The following is a 13,494-nucleotide window of genomic DNA, read 5'->3' as shown; positions in this document are numbered from 1 at the left end:
GCTACTGCGGGTGGGTGGCGAGGTATTCGCCTACCGGCACGGGTGATTCCGCCGCATATCCGATCGGCAGCAGGACGTCGCCTGCGGTGGACACGTAGTAGACGTCCCAGCGGTAGAACGCGCCGAACGCCGCCGGATCGGCTGCGAGCGCCGCGGCGTAGGCGTGGACCGCACGCACGTACTCGTCGGCGTTGTTGTACCGGAACAGCGCATGGTCGGGATCATCGGCAAAACCGTTGGCGGCCAGGTAGCGACCGGCCGCCAGGATGCTGTCGCGGGGCGCGTTGATGTCACCGCCCGCACCGTAGGCCGCGAACGTGGACGGCATGAACTGCATCGGGCCCTGCGCCCCGGCCAGGCTGGTCCCGCGGACACTGCCGAAACGGGTTTCGATCAGGTTGATCGCGGCCAGGTAATTCCAGCCCACGCCGGAGGCAGCCTCCGTCTCGCGGTAGGAATCGAGCAGCAGGTCCGCAGGCGGCGGCGGTTCGATGCGCCACGCGGGCAGCGTGTCCCGCGCTTCGGCCAGCGTGGCGAGCTGCCGCCGCGCGTCGACGTTGTGGTCGTAGAACGCCAGCAGGTCGGCCGGGATCCGGGGCCGGATGATCGCGTCCCATTCGGGGTGACGGCCGATGGCGCGGTAGGCCACCTGCTGGCGGCGGGCGGCCTGGGTGAGCGCAACGTCCGGTGTCGACGGATTGCGCAGGGCCCGCTCGTCGGCCACCAGATCCGCCGCGAGCCGGCCCGGGTCCGGGGCCAGGCGCGGCTGTACGCCGGCCGGGGTGGCGGGGTTCGCGGGGGTGGCGGCACTCGGCTGCGTCGCCGAGGTCGTGCTCGCGGGAGCCGGAGCGGGCGGGTTCGGTGATCCCGAACAGCCGGCGAGGACCGCGCCCAACGTGAACAAGATTGCGAGATCGCGCAGAAATCTCGCCATCTCGTTCACGTTGGCCGGGATCATTCTTCTAGCCGTTCACGCTCAGTCTCAATCAGCCGTTCACGGCTATATCCTCAAGCACCGCGAACATCGTCCGCACCGGCACTCCCGTGCCGCCCTTGGGTGTGTAACCCCATGGGCTGCCGGTGTTGTAGGCCGGTGCGGCGATGTCGATGTGCGTCCACTGGACCCCGTCGGCGACGAACTCGCGCAGGTATGTCCCGGCCACGAGCATCCCGGCCAACCGCGACCCGCTGACGTTCGCGAGGTCGGCGACAGTTGACTTGAGGTCGTCTTTCAATTCTTCGGGAAGCGGCATGGCCCAACCGTTTTCGCCCACCGCCTGCGACAGCGTGGCGACCCGGTCGCGGAACTCGTCGCTGCCCATCACGCCCGGAGTGCGCGCACCGAGTGCGACGGTCTGCGCACCGGTCAACGTAGAGGTCTCGATCAGATAGTCCGGCTCGTCCTCGCACGCCCGCACGATCGCGTCGGCCAGGATCAGCCGGCCCTCGGCGTCGGTGTTGAGCACCTCCACGGTGATACCGCCGTATTGGGTGAGCACGTCGCCCGGGCGCTGCGCTGTGGCCGACGGCATGTTCTCGGCCATCGGTACGGTCGCGACGACCTCGATCGGCAGATTCTGCCTCGCGGCCAGCACCACGGTCGCGATGACCGCCGCGGCGCCACCCATGTCCGAGGTCATGTGGTGCATGTTGGCGGCCGGTTTGATCGAGATGCCACCCGTGTCGAACGTGATGCCCTTGCCGACCAGCGCGACGCGCTTGGCCTTCTTCCCGCCCCGGTGGGTCAGGCGCACCAGACGCGGCGGGCGCGAGGACCCCTTGCCGACCCCCACGATGCCGCCGTAACCCGCCTTGGCCAGCGCCTTGTCGTCGAGCACCTCGACCTCAAGACCGGCGGCCTCGCCCAAAGCCTTTGCGCGCTTGGCGAATTCGTCGGGAAACAGGTGGCTGGGCGGGGTGTTGACAAAGTCTCGAGCGATCGCGACCGCCGAGGCGATGTCCACCGCGCGCTGTGCCTGTGCTTCCGAGGTCTTGGGGTCGGCCGCCAACGCGGTGATCGCGGTCAGGCCGGCATCTTTGGGCGCGGTCTTCGCACTGCGGAAGTCGCTGAAACGGTAGGCGCCCAGGATCAGGCCCTCGACGGCGGCTTCCAGAGCGGATTCGGACAACCCAGAAAGTGAAGTGATGACCGTCGCGGTGCCGTTCAGCGACCGGGCTGCGGTGCCGGCAGCCCGGCGGATCACGTCGGCCGGCCACTCATCGCGCGGCTTGCCGAGGCCGACGGCCAGCACGCTGGCGACCGGTAGTGAGGGCGTGGGCACCCTGGTGACCTGGTCGGTGCCGCCCTTCGCGCCGAGTGCGGCGAGCGCGACCTCGATCTCGCCGACCGCCTCGGCATCGAGGAACGGGTTGCCGGCGACGGTGGCCGTTGCGTCGTCATCCTGCCCGCTGACCACAGGGACGATCAGGACGGCGTCGCTCTTGCTTTTGGGCAGCGACGCACTGACGGTGACGTTGGGAACCTGGTAACCGGGATTTGCGGAGCTCACCCCGCCCACCCTAGTCAGGCCGTCGTGCGCTCACCGCTGCAGACGCAGGGGATAGGCCGTGACCGGTGCGGCGAAACCTTTCAGCGTCAGGGCACGGGGCGCCGCGAACGCCTGTCCGTCGAGGAGATCACGCAGCGGCCCGGAAACCAGGATCTGGCTGGGTTCGGCGGCGGCGACCAGGCGGGCCGCCCGGTTCACCGGATTGCCGAAGTAGTCGCCGCCGATGGCCAGCAGCTCGCCGAAGTCGAGTCCGGCCCGCACCTGCAGGTGGGTCTCGGCCGCCCGGGGGTGGGTCACCAGGTCGACGGCGACCTGTACCAGCTCGGCAGGTTCGGAGCCGACCCACATGATGGCGTCCCCGATGAACTTGACCACCCGACAGCCTGCGGCGTGCACGATCTCGGTGGTGGTGGCGCTGAACTCGTTGAGCAGTGCTGACAGCGCGGTGGTGGTCAACGCCTGGGTGAGCGCGGTGAACCCCGACAGATCGGCAAAACCGATGCCGCACACCGTATCCGACGAACCCTCTGGGAGCACGTGCTCGAAGTAACGGCGCGCACTCATCACGTGGTGACGGTGCACGGCATCGACCATCGATCCGATCCGCGGGATGAACCCCGCGGCCGCCCGGTATGCCTTGGCGGTGGCGAGCTCGTCATGGGTGAGGTCGAGACGGAGGTCGGGCGTGCTGGCGCGGCTCATCGTGAACAACGCTTCGGCCAACCGAGCCATACCCGAACCGATCACGCGCAGCAGACCGGTCGCCTCGGCATCGCCGACCAGCACCCGCAACTCCGCCCACGTGCGCAAGGTCTCCACATCGGCCCGGCTGAGGGTCTTCACGTCGCAACCGGCCACCGTCAGCCCCAGCGCGGCCCACGCCCGCTGAACGTCTTCCAGTGGTAGGTCGATCTCGGCGGCCACATCCGCCAGGCAGTATTCCGGCGGTCCCGACCACTGCAGGACATCCCCGGCCAGCCCGAACAACCGACCGCGGGACTCCGCCTCGACCATCTGCTCGGCGGTGAAACCCAGCCCGTCGAGGTATTCGATGAGCGGCGCGCGGCGCCGCGCATCGGGAATCCCGGCGGCGGCCAGTGCATCGAAATCGACCACCAGACCAGTGTGCGGTCCGGTGGTCCGTTCTGGAGTGCAGATTAGGGTGAAACCGTGACTGACGACCTGCTGCACGGACCGCTGGAAGACCGCCATCGCGAACTGGGAGCCAGTTTCGCCGAATTCGGTGGATGGCTGATGCCGGTGTCCTACGCCGGAACCGTCTCCGAACACAACGCCACGCGTGAGACCGTGGGCCTCTTCGACGTGAGCCACCTCGGAAAGGCGCTGGTCAAAGGCCCTGGGGCGGCGGCCTACGTCAACTCCGCACTGACCAACGACCTGAACCGGATCGGGCCGGGCAAGGCGCAATACACCCTGTGCTGCACCGAGTCAGGCGGTGTTGTGGACGATCTGATCGCCTACTACGTCTCCGACGACGAGATCTTCCTGGTGCCCAACGCCGCGAATACCGCGGCTGTCGTAGCCGAATTGCAGAAGCACGCCCCCGACGGGCTGACCATCACCGACGAGCACCGCTCCTATGCGGTGCTGGCGGTGCAGGGGCCGAAATCCGCCGAGGTGCTCGACGCGCTCGGGCTGCCCACCGACATGGACTACATGGGTTACGCGGACGCCGAGTACGACGGTGTGTTCGTGCGGGTGTGCCGCACCGGCTACACCGGCGAGCACGGCTATGAGCTGCTGCCGGCCTGGGACCGCGCCGCCGTGGTGTTCGACGCTCTGGTTGCGGCAGTGCGTGCGGCAGGCGGCGAACCCGCGGGGCTCGGCGCCCGCGACACCCTGCGCACCGAGATGGGCTATCCGCTGCACGGCCACGAACTGTCGCTCGACATCTCGCCGCTGCAGGCGCGCTGTGCCTGGGCGATCGGTTGGAAGAAGGACGCCTTCTGGGGACGCGAGGCACTGCTGGCCGAGAAAGAGGCCGGCCCGGCACGGGTGCTGCGCGGCCTCAAGGCCGTCGGTCGTGGGGTACTGCGCGCCGATCTTGCGGTGCTCGACGGGGACACCCGCATCGGTACCACGACGTCGGGAACCTTCTCGCCGTCACTGAAAGTGGGGATCGCGCTGGCACTGCTCGACACCGCCCACGAGATCGCCGACGGGCAGCGGGTGAGCGTGGACGTGCGCGGCCGCGCCGTCGAATGTGAAGTGGTGCTTCCGCCCTTTGTTCGCGCGAGGACGCGCTAGGCAGCCGTTCGTGGCCCCGAAAACACGTTGGTCTCGGGCGATACAATCGCTGCATGACTAGCGGCCATATCGAGTTCACGGTTTCAGCCAACGCGAATCCGGCGACCGATGCGGTACGTGAATCCATCCTGGCCAACCCGGGATTCGGCAAGTACCACACCGACCACATGGTGGCCATCGACTACACCGCCGGACAGGGCTGGCACGATCCGCAGGTGATCCCGTACGGGCCCATCGAACTCGACCCCTCGGCCATCGTCCTGCACTACGCGCAGGAAGTGTTCGAAGGGCTCAAGGCCTACCGCTGGGCGGACGGCTCGATCGTGTCGTTCCGGCCGGAGGCCAACGCGGCGCGGCTGCGGGCCTCGTCGCGGCGGCTGGCCATCCCGGAACTTCCCGAGGACACGTTCATCGAGTCGCTGCGTCAGCTCATCGCGGTCGATGAGAAGTGGGTCCCCGCGGCAGGCGGTGAGGAGTCGCTGTACCTGCGGCCGTTCGTGATCGCCACCGAGCCGGGCCTCGGCGTGCGCCCGGCCAACGAGTACCGGTACCTGGTGATCGGTTCGCCGGCCGGCGCGTACTTCAGGGGCGGCATCAAGCCGGTCAGCGTGTGGCTGTCGCACGAATACGTGCGGGCCTCGCCCGGGGGCACCGGTGCGGCCAAGTTCGGTGGCAACTACGCGGCCTCGTTGCTCGCGCAGGCGCAGGCCGCCGACAACGGCTGCGATCAGGTGGTCTGGCTCGACGCGCTCGAGCGTCGCTACGTCGAAGAGATGGGCGGGATGAACCTGTTCTTCGTCTTCGGCAGCGGCGGCTCGGCCCGGCTCGTCACCCCAGAGCTGTCCGGCTCGCTATTGCCCGGTATCACGCGAGATTCCTTGCTGCAGTTGGCCACCGACGCCGGCTTCGCGGTCGAAGAGCGCAAGATCGACGTCGCGGAATGGCAGAAGAAAGCCGCTGCGGGCGAGATCACCGAGGTGTTCGCCTGCGGTACGGCCGCGGTGATCACCCCGGTGTCACATGTGAAGTACGCAGACGGCGAGTTCACCATCGCCGACGGGCAACCGGGCGAGATCACCATGGCCCTGCGCGACACCCTGACCGGGATCCAGCGGGGCACCTTCGCCGACACGCACGGCTGGATGGCCCGGCTGAACTAGCCGACTGCCAGACCCAGCGCCGCCAACGTCGTCGTCACCTCGACAGCCGCACCGAGCACGTCGCCGGTGATGCCGCCGAACCGGCGCACGCAATGCGCCACGAGCAGCACCGAACAGCCCACCGCGACCAGCACGACGACGGGTCCCTGCCACATCCTGGGGTTGGCCCATGCGGCCAGTGCGGCGACAGCGATCACCCAGGCCACCACCACGGTGACCGGCTGCGTGCCCGCCACGGCGCCACCCAGTGAGCTGCCCGTCGCCGCAGGCACCGAACGTCGGCAGGCCGCCACCGCCGCGACCCGGCCCACGGCGACCGCGACGACGATGGACACAGCGTTGAGGTGAGCGAATGTGATTGTCTGACAACCGATCACGACGATCACAGCGGCGACGCCGAAGGGTCCGGCCGAGCCGTCGCGCATCACCGCCAGTGCCCGCTCCGGAGGGCCGTAACAACCCAGACCGTCGACGGTGTCGCAGAACCCGTCGATGTGCAGCCCGCGGGTGGCCAGCAGGAGAGCGGCGACCGCCAGCAGACCGGGTAGTGCACTGCCCGGGCCGAACGCCCATTGGCCACCGGCCACCACCGCGGCCGCTAGCGCGCCGAGCGCCAGGCCGACCACCGGCAGCGCCGTCAGCGCGCCGCGGCCGACCCGGGCCGAGCAACGGATCGGCAGCACCGTGCCGAACGCGAAGGCTCCGCCGAGTGCGGACATTCCACCGCGTGGGAAGGTCATGTCGATTCGGGCGGTCCGGCCACTGCGGCTTCAGCGAAGGTGGCCATCGAGGCCAGGGTGGCGATGGCGGCACGCACGATCGGCAATGCCACCGCGGCACCGGTGCCCTCACCCAGACGCATGCCGAGATCGATGATCGGCTCCAGTCCCAGATGCGACAGTGCCAGGCTGTGGGCCGGCTCGGTCGAACGATGGCCGGCCTGCCACCAGGCCCGCGCACCAGGGGCGAACTCCTCGGCCACCAGGGCCGCGGCGGTCACGACCAAGCCGTCCAGCAGCACCGGCGTACGTCGCACGGCTGCCTGCGCCAGGAATCCGGCCATGGCGGCCAGATCGGCGCCGCCGCACACGCGCAACAGGCCCAGCGGCTGACGGGTCACCGAGCGCGCCCGGTACAGCGCGTCACGCACCGCGCCGGCCTTGCGCATCCAGCCCTGGTCGTCGATGCCGGTGCCACGGCCCACCACGGCGACAGGTTCGGCACCGGTCAGAGCTGCCACCAAAGTCGTTGCCGCCGTGGTGTTTCCGATCCCCATGTCGCCGGCGATGAGCAGATCGGCACCGGCGTCGACCTCGTCGTCGGCGATCTGGCGCCCCGCCGCGACGGCGGTCATCGCCTCCTCGGCACTGAGGGCGTCCTCGATCGCGATGTTGCCCGAACCGCGGCGCACCTTGTGGGCGCCGATCGAGGGGGAGGCCGGCTCGTCGCAGTCGACGGCGACATCGGCGACCCGCACGGTGGCCCCGGCCACCTCGGCCAGCACGTTGATCGCGGCGCCACCGGCATCGAAATTGGCCACCATCTGGCCGGTCACCGCGGACGGGAACGCCGACACCCCCGCGGCTGTCACCCCGTGGTCCGCGGCGAAGACCACCACGCGGGCCCGGGTGAGGGGCCGCGGCGGGCATACGCCCTGGCAGGAGGCCGCCCAGATCGAGAGCTCCTCGAGCCGGCCCAGCGAGCCCGGCGGCTTGGTGAGCCGGGACTGACGGGCCCGCGCCTCTGCCGCGACGTCCGCGTCCGGTGCGATGACGGGCGGGAAGGCCGCATCGAATTCGGTCATGACGGCTCCTTCACCGTGAGCGGTTGGCCCGCCACCACCAGCACCACGTGATCGCACACCGCGGCCAGGCGCTGGTTGACCGTGCCCAGCTTGTCGGCGAACCGGCGTCCTGCCTCGGTGGCGGGCACCACGGTCAGCCCCACCTCGGGGCTCACCAGGACCAGGGGAGCGGTGAACGCGTCCACCGCCCGCACGAGTGCGTCGACTGCAGGGCTCACCGAGGCACCGGTCCAGGCGTCGAGCCTGTCCATGGTCGCGGTCAGCCAGCCACCGATGTCGTCGACGAGCGTTGCGGTGGCCGGGTCAGCGCCCAGGTCGGTGGCCAGGTCGGCCGTCTCCACAGTGCGCCAGTGCGCCGGGCGACGGGCCTGGTGGGCGCCGACCCGAGCGGCCCACGCCGGATCACCGTCGGTGGCGGGGCCGGTGGCCAGATAACGCACCGGCGCGCGGTCCCCGGCACCGCGTGTCACGGCCTCCTCGGCCCACCGGGACTTGCCGGAGCGGATCCCGCCGAGCACCAGTGTGCGCACCCGTCAGACCGCCTGAAATGGCATCAAGAGAGCTTGTCGCCGCGGTTGACCATCGGCCGCGGAGCGCGCATACGGCGCAGCTGCGACGCCCGGCTGGCCGCGTAAAGCCCGAGTTTCCAACCGCTTTCGGTGTTTCCGGGGAACTTCTCGTCAACCATGCGGTTCACCTTGCGGCCGACGATCAACCCGTCGATCATCATGATGACCACCAGGATCAGCATCGCGTAGGACAGGATCTGCTGGAACTTCAGCGACGGCAGCGCGAGCATGAAGAAGATCATCGCCAGCGCCGCGGGCATGAACAGGCCCAGCACGTTGCGGCGGGAGTCGACGACGTCGCGGACATAGCGGCGCACCGGCCCCTTGTCACGCGGCAGCAGATAGGACTCGTCGCCGGCCATCATCTTCTCGCGGCGGTCGGCCATGTCGGCGCGACGGCTGAGCCGCTCGATCTTGCGCTCTTCCTTGGACAGCTTGGGCCCGCGCAGCTCCTTGCGGCGTTGCCGGGCCTCGGCGGCGGTCAGCGGCGCGGGGGCGACGGGTCCGCGCCGCTTGGCGGCCTCGCTGCGTTTGGGGGTCGGCCTGCCCTTGGGCGCGGTGGCCGAGGGCGTACCGCCTGCCGGCGTCGATTCGGCAGAACTTGACCCGGCGCCCCCGTCGGCATTCGTGACCTGGTCGGTCACGGCGGGTTCGCCTTCGTTGTCCTTCTTACGGCCCAGCAGCTTCACGCCAGCCAGGTTACTGCCCGCCGCAGATGGCCTGGCCACATGCCCCGGCCTGTGGATAAGTCGGGAATAGCGGCCGAACAAGGTACCGTTGAGGTAGTAGACGCGCGGGCACGTCCACGCGTTTCCTATGTACTTCAGCTGTACCGGCATCAGTGATGCCCAGGGATGCTTTAGGGAGAGCTATGACTGTTCAGGACGCCACCACCACCGAAACCCACGGTGTGACCCTGTCCGACGCTGCGGCGACGAAGGCGAAGGCGCTGCTGGACCAGGAAGGTCGCGACGACCTCGCGCTGCGCATCGCGGTTCAGCCCGGTGGCTGCGCCGGCCTGCGCTACAACCTGTTCTTCGACGACCGTGCCCTCGACGGCGACCTCACCGCCGAGTTCGGCGGCGTGAAGCTGGTCGTGGACCGGATGAGCGCGCCGTATGTGCAGGGCGCCACCATCGACTTCGTGGACTCCATCGAGAAGCAGGGCTTCACGATCGACAATCCGAACGCCACCGGCTCCTGCGCCTGCGGCGACTCCTTCAACTGACGTGAGCTGACCGTCGGCGGTCAGTACTGACCGCCGGTGCGCAGCACGTACGAGCACACCAGAATCTGCTCGCTCTTCCCGTCTCTCTTCACCAGAAGCTGTGCGACGCCCTGTTGTTCCTCATCGACGGTGCGCTGTCCGCGTGCGGACCCGCCGGCAGGTGCGACCCGCATGGTGAACAGCAACTGAGCCTGCGTGGTGGACCACGGCACATTCGCGTCGATGCCCGTCACCTCGACCTTGCTGAACTGCTTTCGGAACGCGTCGCTGGCCAGGCCCGCCACCGCGAGATCGGCCTGGCGGTCCTTCACCCCGTCGTACAACCCGCACAGTGTGTGCCGTGCGACGGTTTCGCCGTCCCCGTCCAGCAGCGCGTCGAGGTATTCCTGGATCGCGGCCTGGGCGCGGGCGTCGGAGACCACCACTGGCGCGGACGGACCGCGGCGCCCGGTGACCAGCACCGCGGTCAACACACCCGCGAGCGCCGCCACCACCAGCACGCCCGCCAGGATCTTCGGCCAGCGCCGCCGTGTCGGGTACGGCACCGGGGGCGGAAGCGTCCCGGGATACGCGGACGGCGTGTGCGACACCTGCTCGGGATATTGCTGAGGCGGAGTCTGCTCGGGGTACTGGTAAGAACCAGTCATTAATTGGCGCTCCCCGCGTGATCTGGAGGTCGGTCAGCCGTCTACGGTGACCGGGAATACGGTTATACGCAGGTTAGCGCAACCCGCGATGTGCGACTGTGCGCGCAGACCGCTGACAGTCCGCGCGGGTACTGTTATGTAGCCGACTTAACGAAATGAGGGGTGACACCACGTGACCATCGCAGTTACCGGATCCATCGCGACCGACCACCTGATGCGGTTCCCGGGCAAATTCTCCGAGCAACTGCTGGCCGACCACCTCCAGAAGGTGTCGCTGAGCTTCCTGGTCGACGATCTGGTGATCCACCGCGGGGGCGTGGCGGGCAACATGGCTTTCGCGATCGGCACCCTCGGTGGTGACGTCGCGCTGGTGGGCGCCGCGGGTCAGGATTTCGCCGAGTACCGCTCCTGGTTGGAGGGCGCCAACGTCGACTGCGGCAACGTGCTGATCTCCGAGAGCGCCTACACCGCACGCTTCGTCTGCACCACCGACGAGGACATGGCCCAGATCGCCTCGTTCTATCCCGGTGCCATGTCGGAGGCACGCAACATTTCCCTGGCCGACCTCGTGGCCCGGGTGGGCAAGCCGGAGCTGGTGATCATCGGCGCCAACGACCCCGAGGCGATGTTCCTGCACACCGAGGAATGCCGGGAGCTCGGCCTGGCCTTCGCCGCCGACCCCTCCCAGCAGCTGGCCCGGCTCTCTGGTGAGGAGATCCGCAAGCTCATCAACGGTGCCGCCTACCTGTTCACCAACGACTACGAGTGGGATCTGCTGCTGCAGAAGTCGGGCTGGAGCGAGGCCCAGGTGATGAGCCAGATCGACATGCGCGTCACCACCCTGGGCGCCAAGGGTGTCGACCTGGTCAGCTCGGACGGCACCTTCGTCCACGTCGACGTCGTGCCCGAGAAGCATCAGGCCGACCCCACCGGCATCGGCGACGCATTCCGGGCCGGCTTCCTCACCGGACGCAGCGCCGGATTGAACCTGGAGCGCTCGGCTCAACTGGCCTCACTGGTCGCGGTGCTCGTCCTGGAGGCGACGGGTCCACAGGAATGGACCTGGGACGCGGCCGAGGCCGTGCAGCGCCTGTCCGACGCCTACGGCGCCGAGGCGGGTGCCGAGATCGGCAAGGCCCTGGCCGGCTAGCCCGGCGAGCAGACGCGAAATCCCCCTATTTCCACGGAAATAGGGGGATTTCGCGTCTGCTCGGGCCTAGAGCTGCACCGGGTAGTGCGGTTCGGAGATCTGCGGCGTCACGCTGTGCTCCACGAAGATCGCATGCCACAGCATGAAGATCAGGACCGTCCACAGCCGGCGGCTGTGATCGCTGACGCCGTTGCGGTGCTCGTCGAGCATGGTGCGAACCGCTGCCAGATCGACATACGCGCCCGCCTGCGACGTCGCCGTCATGGCGTAGGCCCAGTCCATCAGCTCACCGGCCCGCAGCCAATGCCGGATCGGCACCGGGAAGCCCAGCTTCGGCCGGTTAAGCACGTGGGCGGGGACGACGGGCTCCAGCGCCCGGCGCAACGCGTACTTCGTGGTGGACCGGGTGATCTTCTGATCGACCGGCAGCCGTGAGGCCACCGCGAAAACCTCCGGGTCCAGGAATGGCACCCGCAATTCCAGTGAGTTGGCCATCGTCATCTTGTCGGCCTTGACCAGGATGTCGCCGCGCAGCCAGGTGAACAGGTCGATGTGTTGCATGCGCGCCACCGGATCCCAGCCCTGAGATGCCGCGTACACCGGGGCGGTGACGTCGGTGTGCGTCCAGCCCGGGCGGAAGCCGGGTAGCACCGCGCGCAACTGGTCGTCGGAGAAGCTGCGGGCATTGCCGTAGTAGCGCTCCTCGAGAGTCAGCGAGCCGCGATGCAGCAGGCTCTTGCCCCGCATGCCCTCCGGCAACGGCTTCGACGCCTTTCCCAGCGACTTACGCACCGGCCGCGGCAGATAGTCGAACGGCCGCAGCGACAACGGTTCCCGGTAGATCGTGTAGCCGCCGAACAGCTCGTCGGCGCCCTCGCCGGACAGCACCACCTTGACGTGTTTGCGTGCCTCACGGGCGATGAAGAACAACGGCACCAGAGCCGGGTCGGCCACCGGCTCGTCCAGGTACCAGACGATCTCGGGCAGCGCCTCGACGAACTCGGCCGCACTCACCACCTTGGCGACGTGCCGGGCGCCGATGGCCTCGGCCGAGGCGACGGCCACGTCGACCTCGGAGAATCCTTCCCGTTCGAAGCCGGTGGTGAACGTGATCAACCGCGGATTGTGACGCATCGCCAGCGCCGCGATGGCCGTCGAGTCGATACCCCCGGACAGGAACGCGCCGACCGTCACATCGGCGCGCATGTGCTTGGCCACCGAATCTTCGAGCGCGGCGGTGATCTCGTCGTAGCGGGACTGCTCGGCACCCTTGGCGAACGGCACCGCGTTGAACTTCGGGACGAAGTAGCGCGTCACCTCGGGGCGGCCGCCGGGTTTGAACCGCGCGTAGCTGCCCGACTCCAGCCGGCGGATGCCCCGGTGCAGCGTCTCTGGCTCGGGCACGTACTGCAGCACCGTGTAGTGCTGCACGGCACGCTCGTCGATGGTGAGGTCGAAACCCAGCGCCAGATCGGCGTCCTCGGCCAGGCCGAGCAGGCACTTCTTCTCGCTGCCCACTGCTGTGCCGCCCGGTCCGGTCGCCATGAACAGCGGCTTGATGCCGAAAGGATCCCTGGCGCAGAACATCTCGCGCTCGACCGTGTCCCACAACGCGAAAGCGAACATGCCGCGGAGGCGATTCAGCGCCTCGGTGCCCCAGTAGTGGTAGGCCGCGACGATGGCCTCGCCGTCGCCGTCGGTGTGAAATACCGCACCATGTTCGGACCGCAGCGCGTCCCGCAGTTCCAGATAGTTGTAGATCTCGCCGTTGAACACGAGCACGTATCGGTCCGGTGCTTCGGCCGGTCCCCATCGCAGCGGCTGATGGCTGTGCGCGATGTCGATGATCGACAGCCGGTTGAAGCCGAGGACCACGGTGCCGTCGTGCCCGTCCCCGTCAGCCCAGGTGCCGGGCTCATCGGGGCCCCGGTGACGCATCAGGTGGGAAGCGTTCGCCACCGCGTCGACCAGCCGCGATTCGGCTTCGGGGGAGAGGTCACCCCGGGTGGTTTCGGGGTTGGTCTCGGTAGGGGCAGTTACCAACGCGAGCAGTCCGCACACCGCGTCAGTATGTCTGATCCGGCGGGTCCCGAGACCACCACCCGAGACGTCGCGCCGGTCACCGGGTCGCCGTCGGGACCCCATTCCCGAGTCGCTT

General features: G+C 68.7%; 13 protein-coding genes. 4 read left to right on the top strand and 9 right to left on the bottom strand.

The annotated features are described in order from the left end of the window. Position 1 precedes the first annotated feature (1 nt). Genes QQ25_RS19610 through QQ25_RS19600 form a run of 3 tightly spaced genes read right to left on the bottom strand, consistent with a single transcriptional unit; the run spans position 2 to position 3,626 of the window. Positions 2 to 934, bottom strand: a complete 933-nt coding sequence (locus tag QQ25_RS19610) for a lytic transglycosylase domain-containing protein (RefSeq protein ID WP_039381093.1) — start codon at positions 932 to 934, stop codon at positions 2 to 4. A gap of 52 nt (positions 935 to 986) precedes the next feature. Further along, positions 987 to 2,510, bottom strand: a complete 1,524-nt coding sequence (locus tag QQ25_RS19605; protein ID WP_039380526.1) for a leucyl aminopeptidase — start codon at positions 2,508 to 2,510, stop codon at positions 987 to 989. Positions 2,511 to 2,540: 30 nt separating this feature from the next. Then, positions 2,541 to 3,626 (bottom strand): adenylate/guanylate cyclase domain-containing protein, encoded by a 1,086-nt coding sequence (locus tag QQ25_RS19600; RefSeq protein ID WP_039381092.1) that lies wholly within the window; start codon positions 3,624 to 3,626, stop codon positions 2,541 to 2,543. A 54-nt stretch (positions 3,627 to 3,680) separates the two neighbouring features. On the opposite strand from QQ25_RS19600, the gene gcvT reads away from it, so the two are divergent. Next, positions 3,681 to 4,778, top strand: coding sequence for a glycine cleavage system aminomethyltransferase GcvT (gcvT, locus tag QQ25_RS19595; protein WP_039380524.1), 1,098 nt, complete (start codon positions 3,681 to 3,683; stop codon positions 4,776 to 4,778). 53 nt (positions 4,779 to 4,831) lie between these two features. After that, entirely contained in the window at positions 4,832 to 5,938 is a 1,107-nt protein-coding gene (locus QQ25_RS19590) for a branched-chain amino acid aminotransferase (RefSeq protein WP_039380522.1), read from the top strand. Here the strand turns inward: QQ25_RS19590 and QQ25_RS19585 are convergent. Genes QQ25_RS19585 through QQ25_RS19570 form a run of 4 tightly spaced genes read right to left on the bottom strand, consistent with a single transcriptional unit; the run spans position 5,935 to position 9,000 of the window. Continuing rightward, positions 5,935 to 6,657 carry an adenosylcobinamide-GDP ribazoletransferase gene (locus QQ25_RS19585; protein WP_039380521.1) on the bottom strand — a complete coding sequence of 241 codons (723 nt, stop codon included), beginning with the start codon at positions 6,655 to 6,657 and terminating at the stop codon, positions 5,935 to 5,937. The two genes, QQ25_RS19590 and QQ25_RS19585, sit on opposite strands and share 4 nt — an antisense overlap. A gap of 17 nt (positions 6,658 to 6,674) precedes the next feature. Further along, a complete protein-coding gene (gene cobT / locus QQ25_RS19580) occupies positions 6,675 to 7,742 on the bottom strand; it encodes a nicotinate-nucleotide--dimethylbenzimidazole phosphoribosyltransferase (RefSeq protein WP_039380519.1) in 1,068 nt (355 codons plus the stop codon). Continuing rightward, positions 7,739 to 8,272 carry a bifunctional adenosylcobinamide kinase/adenosylcobinamide-phosphate guanylyltransferase gene (locus tag QQ25_RS19575; protein WP_039380517.1) on the bottom strand — a complete coding sequence of 178 codons (534 nt, stop codon included), beginning with the start codon at positions 8,270 to 8,272 and terminating at the stop codon, positions 7,739 to 7,741. The genes cobT and QQ25_RS19575 overlap by 4 nt, the downstream gene beginning before the upstream one ends. Positions 8,273 to 8,295: 23 nt before the next feature. Next, positions 8,296 to 9,000 carry a DUF3043 domain-containing protein gene (locus tag QQ25_RS19570; protein ID WP_039380516.1) on the bottom strand — a complete coding sequence of 235 codons (705 nt, stop codon included), beginning with the start codon at positions 8,998 to 9,000 and terminating at the stop codon, positions 8,296 to 8,298. A 182-nt stretch (positions 9,001 to 9,182) separates the two neighbouring features. Here QQ25_RS19570 and QQ25_RS19565 point away from each other — a divergent pair, with 182 nt between their 5' ends. Further along, positions 9,183 to 9,539: a HesB/IscA family protein gene (locus QQ25_RS19565; RefSeq protein WP_029108748.1), complete on the top strand. Its 357-nt coding sequence runs from the start codon at positions 9,183 to 9,185 to the stop codon at positions 9,537 to 9,539. A gap of 20 nt (positions 9,540 to 9,559) precedes the next feature. Here QQ25_RS19565 and QQ25_RS19560 read toward each other — a convergent pair whose 3' ends face one another. Then, positions 9,560 to 10,186, bottom strand: a complete 627-nt coding sequence (locus QQ25_RS19560) for an Rv0361 family membrane protein (protein ID WP_039380514.1) — start codon at positions 10,184 to 10,186, stop codon at positions 9,560 to 9,562. A gap of 172 nt (positions 10,187 to 10,358) precedes the next feature. Between QQ25_RS19560 and QQ25_RS19555 the strand changes: the two genes are divergently transcribed. Further along, positions 10,359 to 11,336, top strand: coding sequence for a carbohydrate kinase family protein (locus QQ25_RS19555; RefSeq protein WP_039380512.1), 978 nt, complete (start codon positions 10,359 to 10,361; stop codon positions 11,334 to 11,336). 66 nt (positions 11,337 to 11,402) lie between these two features. Here QQ25_RS19555 and asnB read toward each other — a convergent pair whose 3' ends face one another. Next, on the bottom strand, positions 11,403 to 13,397 hold the full coding sequence (gene asnB, locus QQ25_RS19550; protein ID WP_039321585.1) for an asparagine synthase (glutamine-hydrolyzing): 1,995 nt from the start codon (positions 13,395 to 13,397) through the stop codon (positions 11,403 to 11,405). Positions 13,398 to 13,494: the final 97 nt, after the last annotated feature.

It is taken from the genome of Mycolicibacterium setense, from assembly GCF_000805385.1.
In the GTDB taxonomy this organism is placed as follows: Bacteria; Actinomycetota; Actinomycetes; order Mycobacteriales; family Mycobacteriaceae; genus Mycobacterium; species Mycobacterium setense.
Note: the sequence above shows the minus strand (reverse complement) of the source record. Positions and strands in the feature narration are given on the sequence as shown.

What these genes read in the sequence shown, in the direction of transcription:
- QQ25_RS19610 (WP_039381093.1), bottom strand. Translation starts at nt 934, where the DNA reads ATGGCGAGATTTCTGCGCGATCTCGCAATCTTGTTCACGTTGGGCGCG.
- QQ25_RS19560 (WP_039380514.1), bottom strand. Translation starts at nt 10,186, where the DNA reads ATGACTGGTTCTTACCAGTACCCCGAGCAGACTCCGCCTCAGCAATAT.
- QQ25_RS19590 (WP_039380522.1), top strand. Translation starts at nt 4,832, where the DNA reads ATGACTAGCGGCCATATCGAGTTCACGGTTTCAGCCAACGCGAATCCG.
- QQ25_RS19565 (WP_029108748.1), top strand. Translation starts at nt 9,183, where the DNA reads ATGACTGTTCAGGACGCCACCACCACCGAAACCCACGGTGTGACCCTG.
- cobT (WP_039380519.1), bottom strand. Translation starts at nt 7,742, where the DNA reads ATGACCGAATTCGATGCGGCCTTCCCGCCCGTCATCGCACCGGACGCG.
- QQ25_RS19585 (WP_039380521.1), bottom strand. Translation starts at nt 6,657, where the DNA reads ATGTCCGCACTCGGCGGAGCCTTCGCGTTCGGCACGGTGCTGCCGATC.